Source organism: Paenibacillus sp. HB172176, assembly GCF_011947265.1.
In the GTDB taxonomy this organism is placed as follows: domain Bacteria; phylum Bacillota; class Bacilli; order Paenibacillales; family Paenibacillaceae; genus Pristimantibacillus.
Window position 1 is genome coordinate 307,573 of sequence record NZ_JAATHD010000002.1, and the last position, 24,762, is coordinate 332,334.

Sequence of the window (24,762 nt, forward strand, 5' to 3'; positions counted from 1 at the left end):
AAAATTACCTCCTCAGTTCATACCCCAACTTTATTTAAATCCGGCGGCGTCAGCCGCTCAGCATTTAAAACGCATTTTAATGATATTGCGCAGCCAGCTCGTTGATTCTGGCCATGACAACCTCTGTTACTTGCTCGAGCGCATCCGGCGATGATAAATCAATAATGGCCGCTAACTGAATGGGCTCGCCATAGCAAACCAACGTCTTTCTGAACAATCGATATCCGCCTACAATCGCGACAGGCACAATTAACGCTTCGCTTCGCATGGCGATCATCGCGGTTCCCTTTTTGGCAGCTCCCGGAGTCTTTCTGGAGCCTTCGGGAAAGATACCCATAACATTTCCCGCTTTCAGCAAATTAATGCCTGAGCGAATCGCTTCCTTGCTGACTCCCCCTCGCTTTACAGGGAAAGCGCCGAAGGAACGCAGCAACCCTCCGAATATCGGAATTTTGAACAGCTCTTCCTTCGCCATAAAGTAAACCTTGCGAGGAACCAGCACACCGATGGTCGGCGGATCCAGATTGCTAATATGATTCGATGCAAGAATAACCGGTCCTGACTTCGGAATATGATGCAAGCCCTTCGCTTCCAATCGAAACAGAAATCTATAGATCACTCGGAGAAGAAACCGAAAAAATACATATGACATAGTTTACTTCGCCTCCGCCAATTTGGTTCGGCTTAATTTCACAATAGCTTCGACAACTTCGTCAATCGTCATGTGACTGCTGTCGAGAACCTTTGCATCGGAGGCCTTGATAAGCGGAGAAATTTCTCTCTGCTCGTCCAAACGATCACGCTCTCTAATCTCTTGCTCCAATTGCTCCAAGGATACTGAATCATTAGCCGGCAATTCCTTAAATCTGCGCAGCGCTCTCTCGCTTGCGCTTGCCGTCAGGAAGATTTTCAATTCGGCCTTCGGCAACACATGCGTGCCGATATCACGGCCATCCATTACGACGCCTTTGCGATCCGCGAGCTTGCGCTGCATCTTGCTCAGCACTTCACGCACGATGCCGCTGGCGGCGAAATAAGAAACCTGACTCGTCACCTCTCGTGAACGAATACCGCTCGTGACATCCTCGCCGTTCACGTAGACGGATTGACCCTGCTCGCCCGGCAATAGATCGATCTTAAGAGATTTCACCAAAGCGGATAAAGCATGATGATCATCTGCTGCAACAGCCAAGCGCTGCGCGCTCAATGTTACGGCTCGGTACATTGCGCCCGTGTCGACATAGACATAACCGAGCTTGTCGGCGACTTTGCGCGCCACCGTGCTCTTGCCTGCGCCTGCCGGTCCGTCAATCGCAATGTTGATATTACCGCTGTCGCCCTCTTGCTGCGCCACGTACGGACAACCTCCTTCGTATCAAGACGGACGCCTTCAACATGAAAACGGTCTATGGAGATGAATTCCAAGTTGATAGCGACGCAATAGCCTATAACAGCTTAGAATTCAAAGAAAAAGCAGGCTTTGCCTGCGAACGTGAAAATTATACCACAGTTTGAGTGCAGATGCAAAAAGAGAAGAGCTAGTTCAAGAGGGTTCCTTCCCACCGATTCGCGCTTGTCAGCCAATGGCGGAAGGAGTCCGCCTGCAGAAGCATTTGTGAAATCAAAAGCAGGACAAGTAAAAGAATAACCGTTTTTTTGAGATGACCGCTTATCGCATCAATGAGGAGAAGCAGCCTGCGCGCGCCGAAATCGGCTCTCGCTTGCTTGCATTCCGTTTTCTTGGTCATTTCCAATCGCTCCCTCCGGCAAAAACTGCATTTAGTTTCCCGCGATTGAAGCGATCTATTCATCGAATGTTTATCGATTCCGGAATTCCAGCTGTCTCTCGAAGCAGAAACGAATAATTTTCTGGCGCTCCGTTTCGGTAATGCTAATATACTTCAGCATGGCCTGGAGCCTTCCGGTTTCGAGCGTCTTGACGCGAACAACCTCCGCTTTCAGAAACGCGTGCTCGATCGATCCGTTCTTGTAAGGGATGAGCAGCCAGCATTCCATCTCCTGACCGGTCTGCAGCGCCCATTTACTATCGCATATGAAGGAAATGCCTCCGCCGCCGATATCATCCGTCAGACAGACGAAACGCGCTTGCGCGGAAACCTTGACGGCCAGCTCGAGCTCGGCAGATACGCGAAGAAAGCTTCGCCTCTGTACCGTTGTAATTTTGGCAGGGTCGGGCTTCAATAATACGACCTGTCGAATCGTATCCTCTACGAATCCTGTAACATGAGAATCGAAATAATGCTTGACCCCGTCTGAAGAAACGAAATAAACCGACAACTCATCGCCCAGATATAAGCGCTTCATTCGGCCAGTCGCTTCGTTCAGCGGATATTCAATCAATAATGTATCTTGCGTTTCGTCGGCTATTCTTGAACGATATTCAATCGTTGCCTCCGCTTCATCCGAGGAAGCGACGTGATAATACAGCATTTCATTAACTTTTGGCAGCAAAACTTGTCCCCCCCATAGTACCGCCATTATACCATGGAGTAGGAAAGGGGGGCTATATCGATATTAGCGAAAACAAAGAGAATTTTGCTATTGAGACGCCTTCTCATCCGCCGGATTGATTGTTTCGATAGATTCTTCAATGCCTGTCTCTGCGTTAATGTATATGCGGTAATCGCTATTGTTAATCGCGCCTGTGAATTCATAACAGAGGGCTTCATTTCCGGTTTCCGAGTCGATGAGAGCAAGCTGGACTTTCTTCACCTTCATATTCGGATTGATCGCCTTGGCTGCTTCCTCCTTCGTCATGATTGGACTTGGAAGCTTCCGCTTGTAATGCTCGTACACATAATCGCCGGCTTGAATGCCGACCGGTTCGCCATTATCCAGCGCTACCTTCACTTTCAGCTTGTCCGGATAGATCAGAACGCCGTTCTGCTTGCCCACGTAGGTGAATGTTCCCGAATTGTCGAATTGATCGTAATTGACCGCCTGCATGTCTTTGAAGCCGTTTTTTTCGAGGAACGCGTCGGATGCCGCCTTTGCTTTCTCGAAATCGACCGTTTGCTTCCCGATCGGCCTTGATTTCATCATCCAGAGCAAATTACCGCCTTTTTTTGCGAAATCAAGCTGGATCCGTCGATCGGGTTCCTCTGCGTTCACAACAGCCGAGTAAGAAGAATATTCCGTTCCTTTGCCATTCTCCGTCACAGCTACGAGCGATGGATCGACATTCGTCATTTGCGCGGCTTTCTTCTTAATATCGGCAGGTTCGACATTGTCGCCGCTCAGCATCGTGATAGAGCGCTTCTCGTACATGCTGCTGACGGAGGGACCCCAATTAAGCTCCGGGTATGCCTTCACCTTGCCGTCAAGGGAACGCAGTCCGTCAACGAACGGATTTTGCCCCTCCTGCTGATCCGCGGCTATCGCCATTTCCACGTCCATCCATCGCATCTGATGCGTCATGACATCCTCCTGCATCTGATGCAAATCCTTTGCGATATCGTCCGATTTGTCATACAGCTCCTTCAAGGTTTTGAATTCATCCTGAGAGAGAGGCTGCTTTGACAGATCGCGCACAGAGGTTTTATAGGCAAAATTCGATATATGCGAAAGAAAGTTTTCCGTATCGCCAAAAGGCAAATACGTTAGCGGCAACTGACTGATCTCGTTCTGAGCCTCGCTTGTCAGTCTCCAGACATTGACCAGACCTTTTCGATGGTAAGCCATGGAAGTAGAATTGACGGCAAGCGTGTTGCCGAGCTGTTCATGGAGCTTCTCTACGTGAAAGGTCAAATTGTGAAATGCGCGCTGATAATTGTTTTCCGCTTTGATCAATACTTCGTTCTTCTCTTGATGCTCCTGATATCCCCAATACATGGCTCCGATGAGCAAAATGGCTGTAATAGGGAACATGATCGAGCTGAGTCTGCGATAGATCATACAAAAAGCTCCTTTCTGTGCCAAACCTGATATTAGTTTGGTTTCCAGCAAGGAGCTTTATGCATTTCTGTATCTTTTTGTTAGAAAGGAAAGTTCATTTGCTTCAGATGCCGATATGTTCTTCAATATCGAGATCGCTTGTATTATTGCAGATGCATTGCTTGAAGCCAGTGTCAATCGTTCCTTTATCGCGTCTTCCCCTTAAAACGAATTTCTCGCCGCACACATTGCAGCGAATCGTAACCTTGATACGTACCGCGTCCATACCTTCAATCTTACCTCCCGAGCGTGATTATAAGTGAGGGTTTGATCAACCTCTATAATGGAAGTATAGACGGATTTCCTACAATTTAACCTCATCTTCTCTTGCGACGAAACGGTAAGGCGAACGCTCGTGGGCAGATTTCATCTTGCGCAAGCCCCAAATCCACAGCAACAGCATGAACGGCACCATGAACCAAAGCCAATCCTTGTTGGTCGCAATTATAATCCAATCGAACGAACCATGCAGCATCCATGGAAGCAACAGCGAGATTGACAGAAACTGCACTGATTTTCGCTTCGCGGCGAACTTCGCTTTGCCCAAATAATAGCCCATCATAACGCCGAACAAAGCATGGCCGGATACCGGCAGAAGCGCTCTGGCTAGCAACGAGCCGAAGGAAGCCGGCGAATAGATGGCGTATAGAATATTCTCGGTCGTGGCAAAGCCTAACGAGATGGCCGCAGCGTATAATATGCCGTCGTAAGGCTCGTCGAATTCGGTATGGTTGTAGATAACATGAAATAATACAAACCATTTCAGAAATTCCTCGACGCCCGCAGACTGCACGAACGAAGCTATCAAGCTTTGGTCGCCAAGCCATAACTCAAGACCGCGCTGCAGCACCATGATCGGAATGACGATAAGAATGCCGAGCACGAACATGCGAAGCACCATATGAATCGGTTCTGCGTCGTAACGATCGCGCAAATATAAATAGGTAAGCAGTGAAACGCCAGGCGCTGCTGCCGCGATGAGAACGGAGAACATAAGCATTTCGTCCCTGCTTTCTTATAAAGGTAGTTCAATATGATGAATTTCATAAGTGATCTTTATTTATATCACTTCTCTATTATACATGGGATTGACAACTTCCGAAACAGCCTGACGAAAACCGGGATAGAGCATGCACGGAAGGATGCTTGCTGCCGCTGTAGGAGCCTAGAAAAAAAAGCATCAACAGACACAGTCGCCTGCTGATGCTTTCAGTTGGAGCAATGCTGCTGATTGGCTGTTAAAACTGGAAATGACTGCAAATTTCTCTCACGGCATGTTCCGGCATAATGATCTTCCCGTATTCCTCCAGCATGGCTGATGTAACAGATGTAGCATCCCCGTATTCCGCCAAAACCGCAATGACGGCATTGTGGCGGGAAGAATCAATCAAAGCGGGCTCCAGCGCCAATATATACTTGCCATTGTACGTATAAAGCCGCCCATCCTCAGTGAAGCTTGAAGCCATAAGCTGCCTGCAGACCGAAATCACATCTTCAAAATCTCGAAAAGCGTACATCACGATATCCGTCTGCTCCATGGTGACTTCCATATCATATATGTCATCTTCCAAGTCATCCTCTTCAGTCGCGCCGTCTGCTGCGGAGTTGCTCTTGCCTCTGGTCACGATTATGACCATTCCCTGCGCAGGCATAGCCAGCACTTCTACAGCCAGCGGTCCATCAGCGTCAAAACCCAGCTCTGTGTATGCTTGCTCCATCATTTCCAAAAATAGCTCATGCAGCTTCGGAGGCTCACGCCACATATCATCCTTCTGGATCCCCCGCTCTAACAAGTCGTCGAACGTCAGAAAAATCCGAATCTTGTCCTGACTAAGCCGCTCGATTTTCATGACAGGATCCTCCTTAAGCAGCGTCTGTTGTAACAGCGTATGAATCTATTTCCCAAATGTGAATAAAATGGACTCATACGAGTTATGTATTTACTTTATCATTTCTTATTCGCGAATGCACTATAATAAACGAAAAAAAGAATCGTTTTGAGGGTCGCTTTCTGCGAATCAACTCATACGATTCTTCAGGCTTCATAATTAATGAGTCATGTTGGAAGACGATTCCGCTTTTATCTGATCCACTTCCGCCTTCACCTCGGGATCGTTCTCGATTAAGGCTTCAATCTGTTCCCAAGCGCCGGCGGATGTTTCTGCGGTATCGTCTGTAGGCTTTGGGACATGCGACATCGCCTCGTTCGCCCCATGCTTCCAGTCCATATTGATCATCTTCGACATCGCTTTCCCGGACATCGAGGAAAGAGCGCCCGACACCGCTCTCGATGCCCTCATCGCCGCTCCCGGCTTCTTGCGCGAAATGTATAGCGTTGCCGCGGCGCCGATCAGACCGCCGAATAGCATGCTGCTCAATCTCATTGCTGGCCACCTCTTTCTTACGATTGATTTCGCCTTTAGTTTGACCGCCAACTGTGCTGACCATGCAATATAAAATAAGGAAATCAATCTGCTCATCTGAAGGGCGAATTATGGTAGAATATGATCTAAACAACGAAGATTTTAGCGAAAAGGGGAGAGAGAATGAGAAAAAGATGGAAAACCGCTGCGAGCGTTATTCTCGCCTTGCAGCTCGCAGGCTGCAGCAACAGCGGCAGCGGCACGACGGCCGAGCAACCCGCATCGACGACGATCCAAGCGACCGCAGTTCCGACTTCAACGGCCACCGCAGCTCCGACTGCGCCCGAGCCGACGCCTTCGGCTACGCCGGCGACCGAGACGAAATTATACAAAATGAGCAGCGTCTATCGTTTTGCCCCGATCAACGATTCGAACGAATTGTCGCCCGCGCAGGTCGTTCTGCTTACCTTCGATGACGGCCCTCATAATAAGCAGGTGCTTACAAGCTTGCTGGATACGCTGGATAAGCATCATGCCAAGGCAATCTTCTTCGTCAACGGCTACCGTGTGAAGCAGAATCCCGATTTGCTGAAGCTTATTCACGAGCGAAAGCAAACAATCGGCAATCACTCTTATGATCATATCAACCTCAAGCAAGAAACGATTGAGGTTATTGAGAAGCAGGTGGGAGATGTATCTCAGCAGGTTGAAGACTTAATCGGCGAACGTCCTTCATTTTTCCGGCCTCCCTACGGCGCCGGCAATCAAGAGCTCAAGGACTATGTAGCGGATCAAAGCATGCTCTACATGACATGGTCGGACGGATCGCTCGATTGGGACGCCTCCGCGAAGAACAAGCCGGATGTGGTCATCAAGAACGTGATGGAACAGTTGCACAAAGGAGCGAACATTCTCATGCACGAGCTGCAATGGACAGCCGATGCGCTTGACGAGCTTCTAACGAAGCTGGAGGATGCCGGCTACGGCTTCATCGATCCAGAGACGATCGATACCGATTTTACGAGCTGAAATTATGACCGTACCAGAACAAAAACGCGACAAGCGCGAGAAATAACACAAACAGAAGATTATAATACCATTTGTTCACTTTATTGATGCTGGATGGGAATTTTTTGCGTCTGGAGGGAAGTTTCCCCTCCTCGGGTTGGCTCTGCTGCAATGCATCGTCGGCTGCAATCGGGTCTGCCTTTGAACGAGCATGGGAACGGGATCGTGTTTTTGAGGATCGGCTATGCCTTTCTTTCCTGTTCATGATTCCCTCCTGAATCGAATGATAAGACCCATAATGAAATCAATAAGAAAATGCGCAAGTATAGGGGCCCAGATCGTACCGGACTCGATGTAAATCCAGCCAAGGCCGTAAGAGATCGAGAAGACAAGCCCCGTAGGAATCCAGTGGCGCAAATACCGGACATGAATCGCTGCGAACAGTACACTGGTCCAATACGGACCGAATGCAGTCTGAACAGCGCCGCGGAACAGCAATTCTTCGCAGATCGATACGACTAGACACAGAAGAAAGATATGCCAGACTGGTCTCGTTCGAAATATGCGTTCATTGACGCCCCCGTCATCCGACGCCTCTTCGGGAACAAATCGGGACAAAAGCAAGTCTGCAGCGATGACTGCGAGAGCCAATCCCGCTCCCCAATAGAGAAACTCGGCATTTTTCTCAAAAGAAAAAAGACGAATGGGGCTTTGCCGCTGAAATAATAGCCAAATAAAACCGATAACAAGTGTAAACGCTTGTGTGGCGTATAAATTAATGAGAAGCATGCGATCGTCAATGTCGTCCACGTTGACCTTCTTGACTCGAATTTTTCTAATATCGAATTTCTTCATTAAGTAACTCCCTGTCTGTAAGTAGGATTACGAGAACGTATACAACCTTTGTAGAAGGAGATTATTATGGATAAACGATTAACGAATTCGGCGATGTTATTCAGTGTTGGTTTTGTATTTATGCTAGTTTGCGCAGTCGCTGCGTTCTTCTACGGCGTTCAAATCGGCACCGACAAAATGGAAGCCAAATATGAAGCGAACCTGACAAGCGAGGCGAGCAAGCTCGTTCCTGACAGTCCTTATCAACAGCAAGATCTCGTTTCCTTCTATCATACCGTATTCACGCCGTTCCGCGAATTTCAGAATGAATGGAGTATAACCATTTCCAAGATCGGTCAAGGACAAATGGCAGATGCCAAATCAGGCTTCAACGCCCTTGCGAAGCTCGCTGATCAGAAAGCCGAAGCTGCCAAATCCTACGATTTGCAAGCTTCCCCTTTAATTAGCGACGCTCAAATCAGCTACATAAGAAGTTTAATGCTGTTCAAGGATGCTGCGACCGCTGCTGCCGATCTGTCGAAGACGTACGGCGGCGGCGAGCTTCTCTCCAAAATCGGAGAGGACAAAAATTACAAGGCTGCGGTACAAGAAACCTTGTCGGCGCAGAACGCTTATTACAGCGCGATGCAGAAATGGGCGGCAAGCATCGATCCTGATATTCCGGATGAGAACGCAGCCGGCCTTGCTCCCAAGCTGGCGGAATGGAGCAAGCTTCCTCTAACCGTTAAGAATAGTCTTCTCACTCAATATTTGGCGAAGCGCGGTGAAATGAACATTTTCTATCCACAGGATCTGACCGCCAGGATTGACGACTTCATCGTCGCCGGCAAAGCTGCACAGATGAAATTGACGACCGTTTTTGAAGTATCCGACCTGCTTATTGACACCGACGCCGTGCGGAACGGAGATTTCAACATGAACAAGGACCGTTTCTATAAGAGCGAATTATTGCCGCAATTGCCTTTTTTCTTTCCCGAGATGAATTGATTGTCGATCGCCGGCGATCTCTGACGATTCTGCTTGAATCATAACGAAATTTTCACAATTGTTCAAGTTTGAGCATTGCAATTCACCACGTTCATGCTATAAAATAATAAAGTCCAATTCGTTCGTAGATTGAACTCTCGATCCGCTGTGGAATCTCTCTGCGGTAAGAGGGTTTTTCTGTTCATTCTTTAGATTACTATAGCGGAGGCAGCTTGCTCCGCCTATTCTAGGAGGCTTGTTTTACATGTACAAAGTGCTTGTATCCGATCCCATCAGCGATTTGGGAATCCAGCAGCTGGTTGATGCGGCAGACATTATTGTCGACAAAAACCCTGGCTTGTCAGAAGATGAATTAACGGCTATAATCGGCGACTACGACGCGTTGCTGGTCAGAAGCCAAACCCGCGTAACGGCGAAAATTATGGAAGCCGGCAAGAAATTGAAAGTGGTTGGACGAGCCGGCGTCGGCGTTGACAACATTGATCTTGAAGCCGCTACTCAGCGCGGCATTATTGTTATCAATGCTCCTGACGGCAACACGATCACAACCTGCGAGCATACCTTCGCCATGATGATGGCCGTTGCCCGCCACATTCCTCAAGCTTATTTGAAAACCGTAAGCGGAACCTGGGATCGCAAGTCGTTCCTCGGCGTCGAGCTTCGCAATAAAACGTTGGGCGTGCTCGGCATGGGTCGTATCGGCAGCGAGGTCGCCAAACGCGCCAAAGCATTCGGCATGAATATTATGGGTTATGATCCGTTCATGACGGAAGAGCGCGCAGAGAAGCTGGGCGTGAAGCTTGCAAGCGTGGATGAAATTGTTCGCGAGGCTGATTTCATGACTGTGCATACGCCTCTTACTCCGGAAACGCGTCATATGATCGGCGCGAAGCAGTTCGAGGTGATGAAGCCGGGCATGCGCATTATCAACTGCGCTCGCGGCGGCATTATAGATGAAATCGCTTTGGTTGACGCTGCCGACAAGGGAATTGTCGCCGGAGCCGCTTTCGACGTATTCGAAGTTGAGCCTCCCGCAGCGGATCATCCTTTCCTGAAGCATCCCAAAATCATCGTCACTCCGCATCTCGGCGCATCTACCGTAGAAGCGCAAGAGAATGTTGCGATTGACGTTTCCGAGCAAGTGCTTCATATTTTGCGGGACGAGCCGTTCATGAATGCCGTGAACATGCCTCCTATCCCTGCCTTGCTGCAAAGCAAGCTTCAGCCTTACTTCGCACTTGGCGAGAAGCTCGGAAGCTTCATCGCGCAATCGACCGAAGGCGGCGTGCAAGAAATCGTCGTGAGCTTCGCAGGCGAGCTCGCCGAGCTCGATACGCAGCCTCTGACTCGTTATATCGTGCGGGGCGTATTGTCCCATCATCTTGGCAACGAGCAGGTTAATGTCGTTAACTCCATGCATCTTGCCAAAATTCGCGATGTGAACATCGTTATTCAGAAATCCCATACAGCCAAGGATTTCACCAATCTTGTTACAGTAGCTCTTCGCACCAAGAAAGAAGAACGTTCGGTATCCGGAACTTTACTTACCGGCTATGGACCCCGTATCGTTCAGATTGACAAATACCCGGTCGACGTTACGCCGGAAGGCAATCTCATCTTGATCTCGCATAACGATAAGCCGGGCATTATCGGCCGCGTCGGCACCTTGCTCGGCACGAACGACGTCAATATCGCAACTATGCAGGTTGGACGTCAACTGGTAGGCGGATCCGCCATTATGGTGCTGCGCGTTGACAAAGGTACGCCGAAAGATGTGCTGGATCAGCTTACAAGCATGCCGGAGCTTAATACAGCCAAAGAAATCATCTTGCCTTAAAAGCAAATTCAAAATCTCTATAATGTTCCACGAAGAACAAGATTTATCTGCAAGCTTCAACAAAAACAGCGTTCACTTGAGTGAACGCTGTTTTCTCATTAGGTCAATTAAAATGAATCGCGAACGTCGACCGGCAATAATATCGTAAACGTTGTGCCCGTGCCCTTCACGCTGTCGACCGCGATTTGACCATGATGCATATCGATCAAATTTTTCACAATCGCAAGACCAAGCCCTGTTCCGCTAGAGGCTCCCCTCTTCCTCGCTTTATCCGCTTTGTAGAAACGCTCGAAGATAAACGGAACATCCTCTGTCGGTATGCCTTGTCCTTCATCCTTGACGACAATCTGAACAAACGAGCTTTCGTTCACAAGCACATTCTCGCCTGCAATCGCTATGCATTTGCCGGCTGTCGTATGTCTAAGTGCATTGTCCATCAGATTGGTGAGCACCTGCTCCAGCTTGTCCTCATCCGCTTGCATGAGCGTAAGCGGCTCCTCGGGAAGCGACAGGTTAAGCAGCACGTCTCTCTCTTTCGCATACACCTGAAACTTGCGATGCACCCTGCGAATCATATGATTAAGATCGATTTGTTGCTCGTTCATGTCCACATGACCGGCTTCCATCCTCGCAATGTCGAGGAAATCATTCACCAGACGTCCCATACGCAATGATTCGTCATAGATGACTTGAACAAGCTCCTTGCGTTCCTCGGGCTCCACGACAATATCGTCTATCAATGCTTCGCTGTAGCCTTGAAGCATGGAAAGCGGCGTTCTGATCTCATGCGAGATATTGGCAACAAAGTCCCGTCGCAGCTTATCCAGCTTATGCTCCTCAGTCACGTTCCGAATGACGGCTACGGCGCCTCGAATGACGCCCCCGGATTGAAGCGGCGCCATCACGACCGACCACACATTGCTGTGCACATGGATTTTGTCCGTAAGATCGCGGCCTTCTTGCATCACATTATGAAGCAGATGACGAAGCGGCAGCGGCGTATTCGTGAGCAGAGGCATGCCTTCAATATCATCATCATCCCATTCGGATTCGAGACCGGACCATTGATTGATCAAGAGATGTCCGCTTGGATTCGTCAGAATGACGCAGCCCTCTGCATCGAAGGTGATGACCGAATCCCCCATGCTTCGCAGAATGCTGGCAAGATGATTCTTCTCATGCTGCAAATCATGTATCAGTTCCTCGAGCTGCTCCGTCATGTGGTTGAACGTATTGGCAAGCTGGCCAATCTCATCCGATGACCGAATATTCACGCGAGTGCTGTAATCGCCTTGAGCAACGGAATCGGCAGCATTCTTCAGCTGAAGCAGGGGCTGTTGAATCTTCGCCGACAGGAAGAATGCGAAGAAAGTCGACAGCAGGAAGCCGATTACTGCCGTGACGATGAACAACAATTTGATGGCATGCGCATTGTCATTGAACCAGATATCGATATATTGGAGCAAGAATACGCCAAGAATGAGCAGCACGACCGCTACTAGCAGCATGATCGTCGCCCACAGCTTGCCGATTACGCTATGCCAAAGCAGCCTGTACAATCGTCTCCATAAGCGCATTTACTTCGGAACCTCTAGCTTATAGCCAACTCCCCATACTGTCGTAATCATCGCCGCCGCGTCGGCGGACACCTTGTTAAGCTTCTCGCGCAGTCGCTTCACATGTGTATCAACGGTTCGAAGATCTCCGAAAAACTCGTAATTCCATACATCCTTAAGTAAATCCTCGCGCGAGAATACCTTGTCCGGTGAAACGGCGAGATAGTGAAGCAGTTCATATTCCTTCGGCGTCAAACTGACTTCCTGACCGCCCGCTGTTACGCGGTGAGCGTCATGCTCGATCGTAAGATGGGGAAACACGATATTCGAGATCGCGTTCATCTCCTTGGTCAGGAAGGCGGTTGACGAGGAACGGCGCAAAATCGCCTTCACCCGATATATAATTTCTCTTGGAGAGAAAGGCTTCACTACATAATCATCCGCACCGACCTCGAAACCCTGTACACGGTTCATCTCCTCGCCTTTTGCCGTAAGCATAATGACCGGTGTGGCCTTCACCTGACGAAGGCGGGAGCACACTTCCACCCCATCAATACCCGGCAACATCACATCAAGCAGAATAATCGCATAGTCCGAGCTGGAAGCCAGCTTGAGCGCGGTTTCGCCATCCTCGGCTTCATCAATTACATAGCCTTCCTTCTCCAAATACATTTTCAATAAACGACGAATTCTCTCTTCATCATCCACGACCAAAATACGGTTGCGAAAATCGGACATGACTGCCAACTCCCTCCTTTGATTAACTACACTCCCGCGTAGGAATGCAGTCCCGCAATGACCAGATTTACCCCGATCAAGGTAAACAATACGATAACAAATCCGATTACGGCAAGCCAGGAAGAATTGAGTCCTTGCCAGCCTCGGGACAACCGGAAATGCAGATAGGCGCTGTAGAACAACCAGGTAATCAGCGCCCATACCTCCTTCGGATCCCAGCCCCAGAACCGGCCCCAGGCTCTCTCAGCCCAAATCATCGCGAAGATTAAAGCGCCGAGCGTGAAGATCGGAAATCCGATGGCAATGGCGCGATAGCTGATTTCATCCAGATCATCCGGATCAATACCCTCAAGCGTCGGGTGAATGACAACGCTCAAGCGTTTGCGGAAAAGAAGCCTCATCAGACCGTACAGCAGCGAACCGGTAATAATCGACCATACTACCGTATTTAGCTTGCGTCCGGCATTAACGCCATTCATCCAGGACGGAGCCTCCAGCAAGCCGTCCTCCATGCCAAGGAAGGAATCCATCTTATCGACTTGACTGTTGTACGGCTTGAATATCGGCGGCAACGTATAATAAGCCGTTTCGACCGATGTAGATTCTACACCTCTGTCGTCGATGTTAACCTTTTCTCTCGTGAAACCCGCTTCATAGCCGAGACCGCGGAAGACGAATACGGCTACGATAAAGCCTACAATCATTATAATCGCATACAAGGTGAATTCCACCCAGAATTGCGAACGGCGCGCGCCCTTGGACGTACCGGTGAAATCAACAGCGCGCAGCAGATACATCAACCCTGCAGCAAAGCCGACCGCAAAGAAGGCTTCGCCTAGCGCGGCCGTCGTGACATGCACCTTCAGCCAGATCGAATCGAGTGCGGGAATAAGCGGTTGAACCTCCTGCGGAAACACAGCTGCATAAGCGACGATGATAACGACAAGAGGCAAAGCGAACATGCCAAGCATTGGATTTCGATACATAGAATATACGATGGTATAAGCAATCATGATCGCCATCGCCAAGAAAGACATAAATTCATACATGTTGCTCGTCGGCACCTGACCGCTTCCCGCCCAGCGCGTGAAGAAGAACGCCAGATGCAGGGCGAGACCCGTGCTGGAGACGACAAAGGCGAAGGTGCCCCAGCGTTTCATATGGGCCGCAGGATCGCGGTCGCTCCATCTTCTTCCCGCTATCGCGATGACATAGAACAAGAAAGCGAAGCAATAAAGAAAGAATGCCGCTATATAGCTGCTGCTGCTGAATGATAATAAACTCACGCGCTTTTCCCTCCGTTGTCAAGGGATTTCGGATCTACCTCAATCCCGATTTTTTTCAGCGCGAACGCAATGTCTCCGCGCATGCCAAACCAGTTTTTGTTCGTATGCGCGCCAAGAGACAGCTTGTCCTCGTCAATGCGCAGCCAAATTCTGCGATGCTGCCAGTAAGAGCCCATAATCAATCCAATCATGGAGAACGCCGCACCGATCCACAGATAAGGCAATGATTTGTCCATTCTTACGTTCAAATAGGTCGTGGCTTCGGAGAAATCCACGTTCTCCATGCCGTCAACCCGAATTTCGACCTTGTCAGCCAGTTCGCGGTTAATCGTATCCTGCGCGAAGCGAACCTTATCCTTCTGCATCGGGAAATACATATACGGCTCTCCTTCGGCTTTCAGGCCAGGTCCCTTCACTGTAAAAATAAATGCCGGAGCGTTCGGGTCACGGGACAATGTCGTCGGATTTCCTTCGCTGTCCAGAGCGAATTCCATGAAATTCGCATACAGATCAAGCGTGTACGGCCCTACCTCTTGATGCGTCGGCGCATCCTTCATCGGCAGGAAAAAGGGGCCGTATGTTTCGCCCGTGCTCTTATCCTCAATGATCGGCGATACCGAGTTGAGGCGCGGCGTCAGATCGAAGTCGAATTGATAGAGCTTCAAGCCTTTGTATTGAAGCGGTTTGTTCACTTCAATCTGATGCTTCTCCACCTCTTCGAGCACGGGCTCCTTCCCGGGATCATTACAATCGCTTACACATTTGTAGAGTACTGCATCCGTCACATAGGATTTCGCCCTGGTCTTGCCTTGAAGCTCTTGGGGAAGCTCGTTGTCCTTGTAGAAATCAACCGTGAATTTCTCGTTCTTCACGAAATAATTCGTATCTTCAATCCGTACAGTATCGCCGTCGGGAATGCCGATATAATTATCCATCTGCCAGCCCGGCAGCGTTCTGGCGAGAATCGCAAGCAGAAACAGAATCAAGCCGATATGATTAATATAGGGCCCCCATCTGCTGAATCGATTCTTCTCGGCAAGCAGCGCCGAGCCGTCCGGATCCCGATGCACCCTGTAGCCGCGCTTCTTAAGATGCGAAGCGTATTCCTCCGTCCATGCGTCAGCGTCGCTGATGCCTTCATATTGGAAGACGGCCTTCTGCCTGAGAATGAACTGGGAATGCTTGCGAATTTGCTGTTTATTCAGCGCGCGGTACAGCGGCAGAACACGGTCGATGCTGCAAATGACAAGCGAGGTGCCGATCATAACCAGCAGCCCTATAAACCACCAGCTGTCGTAAATATGCGAGATGCCGAACATGTAATAAAGCTTGCCGGAGAAGCCGTATGTATTCTCGTAATACTTGTCCAGCTCGAATTTGTTGATGAACGTATTCTCCTGCGGATAGATCGTGCCGAGCATTGCCGTCAAGAATGTAATGATAATCAAGTAAATGGCAATTTTCACCGAGGAGAAAAAGCTCCATACGCGATCAATCAAATTCGGATTGCTCTTCTGCGATCTTCTTGCAATGCCGTCATATCGCATTTCGAGCGGCAAATCCGAGGCTTGCTCTTCCTCCAAAAGCGGCTTGCCGCAGGATTCGCAGAGCACGGTTCCAATGTGATTCTGATGGCCGCACTCGCATTTCGTATTTTCGGGTACTATCACTAGGGTAACCTCCTAAAGCTGCAACAGCCGTTCAATCCGCTCGTCAATATCCGCTTCCTGCATGCCGCCCACAACCATTTCGAACAGCTCGCCGTTCGGCTTGACGAAGAACGTGGTCGGATAGGAGCGGAGATTGTACGCTCGCTCGGTTCTACGATTCACGTCTCGCAAAATCGGATAATTCAAATCGAATCGATTGACGAAATTTTTGACAGTCAGCGTATCCTCGCTGAGATTAATCGCAAGTATAACCAAACCTTTGTCCTTCCATTTCTCGTATTGCTTCTCGAATTCAGGCATTTCCTTCACGCAGGGCTCGCAGAAGCTTCCCCAGAAGTTAATGACGATTGGCTGACCGACATAATCGGACAGCGCGGTTTCTCCGCCGTTCAAATTCGATAACAAAAAGGAGGGCGGCTTGTCCCCCGGCTGAAGCGGCCCTGTCCCATCCTTGGCAAATATGCTGGTTCCGATTGCATAGCCCCCGATAATGAGCACGGCAATCAAGATAATCACTTGAAGCGCTTTGCGAGACTTCTTCAATGCTTTCACTCCCCGTACAATCAGGTATGTACAATGCTTTCATTATAACGAAAAGTCGACGGCATGAAATGCCGCCGCCGATTACTTTTTATGAACTTTATGTGTCTTAAACGCAGCCGCTTTAAGCTCTTCCACTTCTTGCGGCGTCAAGTGACGAAACTTGCCTCTCCCCAATTGCTGAAGACCTAGCTCGCCAAACTTGATGCGTTTCAAACGGATTACTTTGTGGCCAACCGCCTCAAACATGCGCCGCACCTGTCGATTTCTTCCTTCATAGATCGTAATCGCGATCGTTGCTTCATTCTTGTCCGTATCCACGTCGTGATATTCCACCTCTGCGGGGGATGTCATGCCGTCCTCGAGCTTGACGCCCTTCTGCAGCTGCTCCAATGCAGTGCCGTGAGGCACTCCCTTTACCGTAGCGTGATAGGTTTTGGGCACATGATGCTTGGGATGCGTAAGCAGATTCGCAAACTCGCCGTCATTCGTCAGAATCAAAAGCCCCTCCGTATCATAATCGAGCCTGCCGACGGGATAGACGCGCTCCTTGATGCCCGGCAGAAAATCCGTCACCACTTTGCGGCCTTGCGGATCATTCGCGCTCGTAATGACCCCTTTGCTCTTGTTGAGCATAAGATAAAGCTTCTTCTCGCCTCGAATGGTTTTGCCGTTAACGGCAATCGCATCGACTGCAGGGTCGGCCTTTACTCCGAGAGTTGTGACCTTCTCCCCATTGACCGTTACCGCGCCGGATTGGATAAGCTCCTCGCATTTGCGTCTGGAAGCTACGCCAGCCTGCGCCAAAATTTTCTGTAAACGTTCCAAATGTTTCACCTCACTCTACATCATAACGATATAGAGCGCAAAGTACAAGTTTACTGTCGATTCTAGCTCTCAAATGGATTAAAAGATGTATAAGCAAATCAAAATGGCCGCAACAAACCCGACGAAATCCGAAAATAAACCTACTTTTAACGCGTATCTCGTCTTACGAACCGCCACTGCTCCAAAATAAACCGTCAGTACATATAGCGTCGTATCGGTGCTGCCTTGAATGGTAGACGCTATGCGGCCAATCATGGAATCCGGACCGTAGGTTTGAATGAGATCCGCAGTGAACGCCAGCGAACCTGCGCCTGTAAGCGGACGCAGAAGGCCAAGAGGCAGCACTTCGCTGGGGATATGCAGCCAATCGAAAAGCGGTCGTACGGCCGACAGCATGAAGTCCATCGCACCGGATGCGCGAAACATGCTGATCGCGACCATCATGCCCACAAGATGCGGAATGATTGCGATCGCTGTGCCGAAGCCGTCCTTGGCTCCCTCGACGAAGGTTTCATAGACGGGCAACTTTCTTCGAAGCGCCCCATAGAGCGGGATGAATACAATAATGGCGGGAATCAGCCAAGCGGACAGCCTGGTGAATATCTCATACAAGCTCTTCACCCCCCGATCGCTTCCGGTACCAGCGGTCCGCGGCGATGGCTGCTGCGGTTGCGATGAAGGTCGCAGCCAAGGTCGTTCCGATAATTTCGGCAGGATTGGCCGAACCGTAATTCATCCGTATCGCGATTAATGTCGTGGGAATGATTGTAATGCTCGAAGTGTTCAAGGCCAGCAAGGTGCACATGGCAGGCGTTGCCGTATCGGGATGCGGATTCAGCTTCTGCAGCTCCTGCATCGCCTTGATGCCCATTGGCGTTGCCGCATTGCCGAGTCCGAACAAATTGGCGCTAAGATTGCTCATTATGTAGCCGATCGCGGGATGATTCCTCGGAATATCCGGGAATAGCCAGCGCACGAGAGGTCCAAGCAGTCGTGCGAGCTTCTTAAGGAGCTCCGCATCTTCCGCAATTCGCATCATCCCGAGCCAAAATACCATAATGCTGATTAAACCGAAGCTTACCGTAACGCCTGACTTCGCCCCATCGAAGGCGGCCTGCGTTACGGCATCCATCTTGCCCGTGCAAGCAGCCACCGCCACGCTCGCCACAATAAAAAATAACCAAATGAAGTTCACCATATCCTTCACGCCTCCCCCAAAACGCGAACGCAGAACGGCTTATCACTTCTCTCCCTGAAGTGAAAGCCTCAGCCTTTTGCTCGCTTGATCATAAACCGGCACAGAGCCGACGTGCTTGCCGTCCAGATAATACTCCAAAGAACCTCGCTCGCCCAGAGCGTAATCGACTTCATCCCGGTTTTTCAGTACGAGCCTGGATTCCAAATGTTCGGAAACCTCAAGCGGATATCGGAAGCTGCGACCTGCCGCAAGCGAATAACCGGCAATCTCTGAGCCCTTCGCCGTAATCTGCTGGAGCGGAAAATGAGCGAAGCCCCAGTCGAGCAAATGGCTGTGATCGACCCAATCATCCCCGTCGTTAATCGTTACTGCCGCAAGCTGCTGGCCGTTCCGCGTCGCCGAACTGACCAAACAGCGCAAAGCTTTTTTCGTATAACCTGTTTTCACGCCATCCGCTCCATCGTACATCGCAAGCATCTTGTTTTTATTCTTCCATCGATAATCCCAAGCATCATGCGGATTCGGCGCTTTCCATTCCTTTGTGGAAACAATTTCCGAAAACACTTTATTACGAAGCGCGTAAGCAGTCAGCTTGGCCAAATCATTAGCAGAAGAATAATGCCCGTCCACATCAAGGCCATGCGGATTTTGAAATTGCGTGTTCGTAAGACCTAGTAAGGCAGCCTTCTCGTTCATAAGATGAACAAAGCCTTCCTCCGAGCCTCCCACATGCTCCGAAATCGCCGTAGCCGCGTCATTGCCCGATCTGAGCATAAGTCCGTACAGCATATTCGACAAGCTCATCTCCTCGTCCAGCTGCAAATAAATCGAGGAGCCCTCCCTGCCCGCCGCATGCTTTGACGTTTTCACCATGTCCTTCAAATTGCCATGCTCGATCGCGACAATCGCGGTCATGATCTTCGTCAAACTGGCAATTCGCATCGGCGTGTCTCCGCTGCTGCTGTACAGCACGCGTCCTGATGCGACATCAATCAATGCTGCAGCTTTCGCGTTTGTGCTGATTGAAGGCGCGGCTTGCGTTATTGCAGAATTGCAATCGAACAGCAAGAGCATCGTTGCCGCGACAAGTAAAGTTAAGCTTTGCTTCCATTTCGCAATCATAATCAAGTAGTACTCCTCTCAGGTGCAATCGCATCGTCGTCATTTGCCGAAATGGGCTCGGCAGTCAAGTTTTCTTCAATAGTATATGCGTGAGCAAGCCCCAGTAGACGAGCTTATTTTTCCAATTCACCTGATCTTTATCTCCGATTCCTTCACCTATTTGCCTCCATATTCATTTCCTTCATCCCTAACTGAATTGAGAGTTGAGAATAACGCACAAAAAAAGAGCCCAACCTCTGCGAATCGAGGTTGAACCCTTCGGTTTCATTGCCTTTATGTTATCTACAAGCTAACATGAAAGACATAAATCGTCAAGCATGTCAAATTTCATTTTGCTAATTGCGCAAAGAATCATCTTCCAAATGCCCGTCGATAATTGCCTCCGTCGTCTCGCTGTAATCATCCCTGTCTGTGAAGGACGGCTTCAACATCGATTGAATCTTATCGAACACCTTCGGAGCGGAATCAATCATTCTCTCCATCAAATGCGTCTGATTATCAAGAGATACAATCTTCACGCCATGAGTGCCAACGACGAGAAAGGCGATTGGCGTAATGGATACGCCTCCCCCGCTTCCTCCGCCGAACGGCAGCGATACGGATGCATGATGCGCATCGGATGCGCCTGCGCCGCTCCCTTGCTTTTCCGAACCGTCCATGCGAATATCGCTGCCGCCGGCAACGAATCCGAAGCCAACCTTCGAGATTGGCATAATGACGCTGCCGTCAGGGGTTTGGACAGGATCCCCGACAATCGTATTAACATCAACCATTTCCTTAATGTTCTCCATTGCGGTTTGCATTAAGCCTTGAATAGGATGTTCTGCCATGCTCTGACGCCTCCTTTCCATTTCTTCATGCGAACTAACAGCTGCAGTCCGGCAAGAATAGCATAACCGAAGCGTATTTGAGCTATGCACAGCCATTCCGTTGAAAATGCAGGATACTGGAATACAGGATGCACGGTTAATCTTGGATGCTCCTCCACATGCAGCATTTGAGAGATCAGACCCAGGAGCGATGTTTTCACCGACCAAACGGCCCCTATCGCCATAGCGGTCCACATTGCGTCTCCCGTTCCTACAGTCGTGGACCATTGCCAATCCAAAAGCCGCACTCTTCTTAATGTATCCTTGACCCAGCCCTTCATATCGCGCGTCATTTGGAGCAATTGCTTATATTTGTCAATCGAGCTTTCAACTTTCTCGGCGTCGATCTCGTCCCTTTCCTCTTGGCGGGATGCAATTCCTGCGCCTTCTTGACTGACCTTCTTTTTGAACTTTAACGAATTGCCGGTGAAAAACATGCTGGGGACCGTGTATTGGTAATGCAAAATGCCGAACAAAGCTCGAACCTTGAATTCCGCGAATTCATCGTTCCCGACCTTCCTCACATGTCCGGTCATCGTTATGGGCGAAGATAGAATGGAAGTCAGGAGCAGCAGCAAAAGAAAAACGCCGCCTGTCATCATTAAGCCATAAGGGTAACCAAGCATCGATATGCTTCCTCCGTTCCCTAAGTGTGGTTGTTCAACACGCACTATAATTGGTTAAATGTAGTATGACCAGGCAGCGAATTCTCATTCTTTCCATTATTCAATTGTCAATTGATTGCCGTCAAGACGATCGAACAGCATTTGCGTTTGCTCATCCAAAGCGTCTTCCACATTCACATGCTTCGGCTCGGGCAGCTCCTTGATCGACGGAAGTCCGAAATAATCCAGAAAAAGCTTCGTTGTACCGTATAGAATCGGCCTTCCGATAGCCTCCGCTCTTCCAACCTCCTCAATCAAGTCCTTCGCAACCAGGGTTTGAATGGCTCTATCGCTTTTAACGCCTCTGATTTCTTCAATATCGATTCTTGTAATCGGTTGGCGGTATGCCACGATCGACAGCGTCTCCAATGCGGCCTGCGACAACTGAGAACGGGTAGGCGTATAAGCCATCCGCTCGAAATAAGGCGCATGATCGGCATGCGTGGTCATCCGAAAGGAAGCGGCAACCTCTATAATTTGAATGCCTCGTTCTTCGCGTTCCAGATCACGTTGCAAATCATAGACGAGATCTGCGGCGAATTCGGCATCCACCTCAAGAATATCGCCCAGCTGCCGTTTGTTCAAGCCTTCGTCGCCAGCCATAAACAATAATCCCTCAATAATCGATTTCAACTTCTGAAATTCCATCGACATCCGCCTCTCCTCTCCAATTGATGACGATATCGTCGAAGAGCGCATGCTGAAAGCATCGGATATGCTTCATCTTCATTAATTCCAGAATAGCAAGAAAGGTGACTACGATCTCGTGCTTCTCCATATCTTCGCGAATCAGTCTGGAGAAACGTATGTTCTCATGCTGTCTCAGCACCTCGACGATATCGCGAATCCGATCCTTAACCGAAATTTCGTCCCGCTGCACCGTCGAGAAGGAATCCCGCCTTGCCGCTTTGTTAATCGCCTTCTGGAACGCCTTGACGATGTCGGACACATGCAAGCCCTCCAGCGGATTCACGAATTCCTCCTTCTGGAAGGGCGTCATATCCTCCGCCTCGCGCGAGTAGACGAGACTCCGTTCATGCTCCTTCTCCCGCAGTTGCTCCGCGATCCCCTTGAATCTTCGATATTCGATCAATCGTTGAATCAGCTCGTCTCTCGGATCCAGAGAATCGTCATACCACTCCTCGAACTCATCCTCGAACACCGGCGGCTTCGGCAGAAGCTGATTGCTCTTGATTGCGAGCAGCGTGGCAGCCATCACGAGAAACTCGCTTGTGACCTCGAGCTCCAGATCCTTCATGGCGTCAAGATAGCCCATATATTGCGTCGTAATTTCGCTGATTGATATTTCATGAATATCGATTTCCGCTTTATCGATTAGATGAAGCAGAAGGTCAAGCGGACCTTCGAATGATTCAAGCTTGTAAAGCACAGACACCTGCTCAACCTCCCGTGAAGAATGAATGCCGAGCTTTTATCAGACTTGAAGCTGCTTGACGAGATTAGCCATCTCGATAGCCGACACTGCCGCTTCATACCCCTTATTGCCCGCTTTCGTACCGGCTCTCTCAATCGCTTGCTCGATTGAATCGACCGTAAGCACGCCGAAAATTGTCGGCACGCCGGTCTTAAGACCGATTGCGGCAATGCCTTTGGCCACTTCGTTGCAGACATAGTCGAAGTGCGCCGTTGATCCGCGAATAACGGCGCCGAGCGTAATGACAGCGTCGTATTTGCCGCTTTCCGCCATCTTCTGAGCGATCAACGGAATTTCGAATGCTCCAGGAACCCAAGCCACTTCGACATCCTGTTCCTCCGCGCCATGACGCTTGAATGCGTCAAGCGCTCCGCCAAGAAGCTTGCTCGAGATAAACTCGTTGAATCTGCCTGCCACGATGCCGTATTTCAATCCTTGCGATACCAAATGTCCTTCATAATACGTTGTCATTATATCGTCATCCTCCCAGATTATCCTCTACAGTATTTCTAACCGTGCGTTTCTTACAAATATGCTCTTATTGTTCGTGTTTAACTGGCAGCGGCTCGCCAGATGACTGCTCAAGCTTCTTCTCCTGAGCAAGCTCCAAGCCGTCCATTAGCAGCATATGGCCAAGCTTCGCCTTCTTCGTCTTGAGATAATGCTGATTGTCGACGTTGACCTCCATCTGAATCGGCACCCGCTCGACCACTTCGATGCCGTAGCCTTCAAGCCCTTTGATCTTGCGAGGGTTGTTCGTCAGAAGCCTCATCTTCGTGACGCCCAGATCCTTCAATATTTGAGCGCCAATGCCGTAATCGCGCAAATCCGGAGCGAAGCCTAGCTTAATATTCGCCTCCACGGTGTCGAATCCCTGCTCTTGCAGCGCATAAGCCTTTAATTTATTAATTAATCCGATGCCTCTGCCCTCTTGACGCATATAGAGCAGCACGCCTTGACCCGCTTCGCTGATTTGCCGAAGCGCCGCTTCCAGCTGCGGCCCGCAATCGCATCGGTGAGAATGGAACACATCTCCTGTCAAGCATTCCGAATGCACGCGTACCAGCAGAGGCTCATCGGGACGAATCTCGCCTTTCACAAGCGCGACATGCTCTTTGTTATCCACTTCGTTCGTATAAGCGACTGCATGGAATTCGCCGAAATCCGTTGGCATCTTAACCTCTACGACGCGTTCCACCAGCTTCTCCTTCTCATTGCGATAACGAATCAGCTCTTCAATAGTAATGAGTTTAAGACCATGCTTCTTTTTGAACTGCACAAGATCCGGCAAGCGCGCCATCGTGCCGTCTTCTTTAATAATTTCGCAGATGACGGCTGCCGGAGCCGCATGACATAAATTCGCGAGATCAATGCCTGCCTCCGTATGTCCGGCGCGGCGCAATACACCGCCCGGCTTGGCGATCAACGGAAAGATATGGCCCGGTCTGCGGAAGTCTTCCGCTTTCGCAGACCCGTCAATTAAAGCTTTGACCGTTAATGATCGCTCATAGGCAGAGATGCCTGTGGAGGTGGAGCTATGATCGACGGAAACGGTAAAGGCCGTTCCGTGGAAATCCGTGTTCTGCGAAACCATCGGCGGAAGCTCCAGCTCCTGCGCCCTCTCCTGCGTAATCGGCACGCACACGAGTCCGCGTGCCTCGGAAATCATGAAATTAATTACTTCCGGCGTTGATTTATCCGCCAAGGCGATCAGATCGCCTTCATTCTCTCTATCCTCATCGTCCACGACAATAACCGGACGCCCTTGCAGCAGATCCTGCAGAGCGCTTTCGATGCTGTCGAAAACGCTCGAGTCGATTTCTGGTGTGCTCATTCGATTTCCTCCTCTGT

Annotated in this window: 28 protein-coding genes; 3 read left to right on the forward strand and 25 right to left on the reverse strand. The window is 49.8% G+C overall.

Going from position 1 to position 24,762, the window contains the following annotated elements:
- Positions 1-76 precede the first annotated feature (76 nt).
- The 9 genes from HFP08_RS03780 to HFP08_RS03820 all read right to left on the reverse strand — a co-directional run bounded on the left by HFP08_RS03780 (position 77) and on the right by HFP08_RS03820 (position 6,338).
- Positions 77-652, reverse strand: a complete 576-nt coding sequence (locus HFP08_RS03780; RefSeq protein WP_168119176.1) for a lysophospholipid acyltransferase family protein — start codon at positions 650-652, stop codon at positions 77-79.
- Positions 653-655: 3 nt separating this feature from the next.
- Positions 656-1,354, reverse strand: a complete 699-nt coding sequence (cmk, locus tag HFP08_RS03785) for a (d)CMP kinase (RefSeq protein ID WP_168119177.1) — start codon at positions 1,352-1,354, stop codon at positions 656-658.
- Positions 1,355-1,538: 184 nt separating this feature from the next.
- Positions 1,539-1,748 (reverse strand): hypothetical protein, encoded by a 210-nt coding sequence (locus HFP08_RS03790; RefSeq protein ID WP_168119178.1) that lies wholly within the window; start codon positions 1,746-1,748, stop codon positions 1,539-1,541.
- A 70-nt stretch (positions 1,749-1,818) separates the two neighbouring features.
- Entirely contained in the window at positions 1,819-2,472 is a 654-nt protein-coding gene (locus HFP08_RS03795) for a flagellar brake protein (RefSeq protein WP_168119179.1), read from the reverse strand.
- 87 nt (positions 2,473-2,559) lie between these two features.
- Positions 2,560-3,915 (reverse strand): germination protein YpeB, encoded by a 1,356-nt coding sequence (gene ypeB, locus HFP08_RS03800; RefSeq protein WP_346768714.1) that lies wholly within the window; start codon positions 3,913-3,915, stop codon positions 2,560-2,562.
- Positions 3,916-4,018: 103 nt separating this feature from the next.
- Positions 4,019-4,180 carry a hypothetical protein gene (locus HFP08_RS03805; protein WP_168119180.1) on the reverse strand — a complete coding sequence of 54 codons (162 nt, stop codon included), beginning with the start codon at positions 4,178-4,180 and terminating at the stop codon, positions 4,019-4,021.
- A gap of 78 nt (positions 4,181-4,258) precedes the next feature.
- Entirely contained in the window at positions 4,259-4,954 is a 696-nt protein-coding gene (gene prsW, locus HFP08_RS03810) for a glutamic-type intramembrane protease PrsW (RefSeq protein WP_168119181.1), read from the reverse strand.
- A gap of 238 nt (positions 4,955-5,192) precedes the next feature.
- Complete coding sequence (locus tag HFP08_RS03815) at positions 5,193-5,804, reverse strand: genetic competence negative regulator (protein ID WP_168119182.1); 612 nt, start codon at positions 5,802-5,804, stop codon at positions 5,193-5,195.
- A gap of 198 nt (positions 5,805-6,002) precedes the next feature.
- Entirely contained in the window at positions 6,003-6,338 is a 336-nt protein-coding gene (locus tag HFP08_RS03820) for a hypothetical protein (protein ID WP_168119183.1), read from the reverse strand.
- A gap of 162 nt (positions 6,339-6,500) precedes the next feature.
- Between HFP08_RS03820 and HFP08_RS03825 the strand changes: the two genes are divergently transcribed.
- Complete coding sequence (locus tag HFP08_RS03825; protein WP_168119184.1) at positions 6,501-7,346, forward strand: polysaccharide deacetylase family protein; 846 nt, start codon at positions 6,501-6,503, stop codon at positions 7,344-7,346.
- 240 nt (positions 7,347-7,586) lie between these two features.
- On the opposite strand, the gene HFP08_RS03835 is transcribed toward HFP08_RS03825, so the two are convergent.
- A complete protein-coding gene (locus HFP08_RS03835) occupies positions 7,587-8,180 on the reverse strand; it encodes a CPBP family intramembrane glutamic endopeptidase (RefSeq protein WP_168119186.1) in 594 nt (197 codons plus the stop codon).
- Between the two features lie 66 nt (positions 8,181-8,246).
- Between HFP08_RS03835 and HFP08_RS03840 the strand changes: the two genes are divergently transcribed.
- Both HFP08_RS03840 and serA read left to right on the forward strand, forming a co-directional pair.
- Positions 8,247-9,167, forward strand: coding sequence for a hypothetical protein (locus HFP08_RS03840; protein ID WP_168119187.1), 921 nt, complete (start codon positions 8,247-8,249; stop codon positions 9,165-9,167).
- Positions 9,168-9,411: 244 nt separating this feature from the next.
- On the forward strand, positions 9,412-11,004 hold the full coding sequence (serA, locus tag HFP08_RS03845) for a phosphoglycerate dehydrogenase (RefSeq protein ID WP_168119188.1): 1,593 nt from the start codon (positions 9,412-9,414) through the stop codon (positions 11,002-11,004).
- A 107-nt stretch (positions 11,005-11,111) separates the two neighbouring features.
- On the opposite strand, the gene HFP08_RS03850 is transcribed toward serA, so the two are convergent.
- The 15 genes from HFP08_RS03850 to HFP08_RS03920 all read right to left on the reverse strand — a co-directional run bounded on the left by HFP08_RS03850 (position 11,112) and on the right by HFP08_RS03920 (position 24,745).
- Positions 11,112-12,581, reverse strand: coding sequence for an ATP-binding protein (locus tag HFP08_RS03850; RefSeq protein WP_168119189.1), 1,470 nt, complete (start codon positions 12,579-12,581; stop codon positions 11,112-11,114).
- Positions 12,582-13,298: a response regulator transcription factor gene (locus tag HFP08_RS03855; RefSeq protein ID WP_168119190.1), complete on the reverse strand. Its 717-nt coding sequence runs from the start codon at positions 13,296-13,298 to the stop codon at positions 12,582-12,584.
- 26 nt (positions 13,299-13,324) lie between these two features.
- The gene (gene ccsA, locus HFP08_RS03860; protein ID WP_168119191.1) at positions 13,325-14,584 is read right to left on the reverse strand and encodes a cytochrome c biogenesis protein CcsA; all 1,260 of its coding nucleotides are present in this window, start codon (positions 14,582-14,584) and stop codon (positions 13,325-13,327) included.
- Entirely contained in the window at positions 14,581-16,254 is a 1,674-nt protein-coding gene (gene resB, locus HFP08_RS03865; protein ID WP_240941062.1) for a cytochrome c biogenesis protein ResB, read from the reverse strand. Before resB ends, ccsA begins: the two co-directional genes overlap by 4 nt.
- A 12-nt stretch (positions 16,255-16,266) precedes the next feature.
- Positions 16,267-16,797: a redoxin domain-containing protein gene (locus HFP08_RS03870; RefSeq protein WP_168119192.1), complete on the reverse strand. Its 531-nt coding sequence runs from the start codon at positions 16,795-16,797 to the stop codon at positions 16,267-16,269.
- Positions 16,798-16,878: 81 nt separating this feature from the next.
- Positions 16,879-17,622 (reverse strand): pseudouridine synthase, encoded by a 744-nt coding sequence (locus HFP08_RS03875; protein ID WP_168119193.1) that lies wholly within the window; start codon positions 17,620-17,622, stop codon positions 16,879-16,881.
- Between the two features lie 78 nt (positions 17,623-17,700).
- Positions 17,701-18,234 (reverse strand): spore maturation protein, encoded by a 534-nt coding sequence (locus HFP08_RS03880; RefSeq protein WP_168119194.1) that lies wholly within the window; start codon positions 18,232-18,234, stop codon positions 17,701-17,703.
- Positions 18,227-18,820 carry a nucleoside recognition domain-containing protein gene (locus tag HFP08_RS03885; protein WP_168119195.1) on the reverse strand — a complete coding sequence of 198 codons (594 nt, stop codon included), beginning with the start codon at positions 18,818-18,820 and terminating at the stop codon, positions 18,227-18,229. The genes HFP08_RS03880 and HFP08_RS03885 overlap by 8 nt, the downstream gene beginning before the upstream one ends.
- A gap of 42 nt (positions 18,821-18,862) precedes the next feature.
- A complete protein-coding gene (locus HFP08_RS03890) occupies positions 18,863-19,894 on the reverse strand; it encodes a D-alanyl-D-alanine carboxypeptidase family protein (RefSeq protein ID WP_240941095.1) in 1,032 nt (343 codons plus the stop codon).
- 383 nt (positions 19,895-20,277) lie between these two features.
- On the reverse strand, positions 20,278-20,772 hold the full coding sequence (gene ytfJ / locus HFP08_RS03895) for a GerW family sporulation protein (RefSeq protein WP_168119197.1): 495 nt from the start codon (positions 20,770-20,772) through the stop codon (positions 20,278-20,280).
- Positions 20,745-21,437, reverse strand: a complete 693-nt coding sequence (locus HFP08_RS03900) for a DUF2953 domain-containing protein (RefSeq protein ID WP_168119198.1) — start codon at positions 21,435-21,437, stop codon at positions 20,745-20,747. Before HFP08_RS03900 ends, ytfJ begins: the two co-directional genes overlap by 28 nt.
- A gap of 96 nt (positions 21,438-21,533) precedes the next feature.
- Complete coding sequence (gene scpB, locus HFP08_RS03905; RefSeq protein WP_168119199.1) at positions 21,534-22,124, reverse strand: SMC-Scp complex subunit ScpB; 591 nt, start codon at positions 22,122-22,124, stop codon at positions 21,534-21,536.
- The gene (locus tag HFP08_RS03910) at positions 22,093-22,872 is read right to left on the reverse strand and encodes a segregation and condensation protein A (RefSeq protein WP_168119200.1); all 780 of its coding nucleotides are present in this window, start codon (positions 22,870-22,872) and stop codon (positions 22,093-22,095) included. The genes scpB and HFP08_RS03910 overlap by 32 nt, the downstream gene beginning before the upstream one ends.
- A 39-nt stretch (positions 22,873-22,911) precedes the next feature.
- Complete coding sequence (gene ribH / locus HFP08_RS03915; protein WP_168119201.1) at positions 22,912-23,382, reverse strand: 6,7-dimethyl-8-ribityllumazine synthase; 471 nt, start codon at positions 23,380-23,382, stop codon at positions 22,912-22,914.
- Positions 23,383-23,449: 67 nt separating this feature from the next.
- Positions 23,450-24,745, reverse strand: a complete 1,296-nt coding sequence (locus HFP08_RS03920; protein ID WP_168119202.1) for a bifunctional 3,4-dihydroxy-2-butanone-4-phosphate synthase/GTP cyclohydrolase II — start codon at positions 24,743-24,745, stop codon at positions 23,450-23,452.
- Positions 24,746-24,762: the final 17 nt, after the last annotated feature.

Excerpts from the sequence above, each read along its gene's own strand:
- HFP08_RS03780 (WP_168119176.1), bottom strand. The coding sequence starts at position 652 with ATGTCATATGTATTTTTTCGGTTTCTTCTCCGAGTGATCTATAGATTT.
- HFP08_RS03790 (WP_168119178.1), bottom strand. The coding sequence starts at position 1,748 with ATGACCAAGAAAACGGAATGCAAGCAAGCGAGAGCCGATTTCGGCGCG.
- ypeB (WP_346768714.1), bottom strand. The coding sequence starts at position 3,915 with ATGATCTATCGCAGACTCAGCTCGATCATGTTCCCTATTACAGCCATT.
- HFP08_RS03805 (WP_168119180.1), bottom strand. The coding sequence starts at position 4,180 with ATGGACGCGGTACGTATCAAGGTTACGATTCGCTGCAATGTGTGCGGC.
- prsW (WP_168119181.1), bottom strand. The coding sequence starts at position 4,954 with ATGCTTATGTTCTCCGTTCTCATCGCGGCAGCAGCGCCTGGCGTTTCA.
- HFP08_RS03815 (WP_168119182.1), bottom strand. The coding sequence starts at position 5,804 with ATGAAAATCGAGCGGCTTAGTCAGGACAAGATTCGGATTTTTCTGACG.
- HFP08_RS03820 (WP_168119183.1), bottom strand. The coding sequence starts at position 6,338 with ATGAGATTGAGCAGCATGCTATTCGGCGGTCTGATCGGCGCCGCGGCA.
- HFP08_RS03825 (WP_168119184.1), top strand. The coding sequence starts at position 6,501 with ATGAGAAAAAGATGGAAAACCGCTGCGAGCGTTATTCTCGCCTTGCAG.
- HFP08_RS03835 (WP_168119186.1), bottom strand. The coding sequence starts at position 8,180 with ATGAAGAAATTCGATATTAGAAAAATTCGAGTCAAGAAGGTCAACGTG.
- HFP08_RS03840 (WP_168119187.1), top strand. The coding sequence starts at position 8,247 with ATGGATAAACGATTAACGAATTCGGCGATGTTATTCAGTGTTGGTTTT.
- serA (WP_168119188.1), top strand. The coding sequence starts at position 9,412 with ATGTACAAAGTGCTTGTATCCGATCCCATCAGCGATTTGGGAATCCAG.
- HFP08_RS03850 (WP_168119189.1), bottom strand. The coding sequence starts at position 12,581 with ATGCGCTTATGGAGACGATTGTACAGGCTGCTTTGGCATAGCGTAATC.
- HFP08_RS03855 (WP_168119190.1), bottom strand. The coding sequence starts at position 13,298 with ATGTCCGATTTTCGCAACCGTATTTTGGTCGTGGATGATGAAGAGAGA.
- HFP08_RS03885 (WP_168119195.1), bottom strand. The coding sequence starts at position 18,820 with ATGGTGAACTTCATTTGGTTATTTTTTATTGTGGCGAGCGTGGCGGTG.
- HFP08_RS03890 (WP_240941095.1), bottom strand. The coding sequence starts at position 19,894 with ATGCTCTTGCTGTTCGATTGCAATTCTGCAATAACGCAAGCCGCGCCT.
- ytfJ (WP_168119197.1), bottom strand. The coding sequence starts at position 20,772 with ATGGCAGAACATCCTATTCAAGGCTTAATGCAAACCGCAATGGAGAAC.
- HFP08_RS03900 (WP_168119198.1), bottom strand. The coding sequence starts at position 21,437 with ATGCTTGGTTACCCTTATGGCTTAATGATGACAGGCGGCGTTTTTCTT.
- scpB (WP_168119199.1), bottom strand. The coding sequence starts at position 22,124 with ATGGAATTTCAGAAGTTGAAATCGATTATTGAGGGATTATTGTTTATG.
- ribH (WP_168119201.1), bottom strand. The coding sequence starts at position 23,382 with ATGACAACGTATTATGAAGGACATTTGGTATCGCAAGGATTGAAATAC.
- HFP08_RS03920 (WP_168119202.1), bottom strand. The coding sequence starts at position 24,745 with ATGAGCACACCAGAAATCGACTCGAGCGTTTTCGACAGCATCGAAAGC.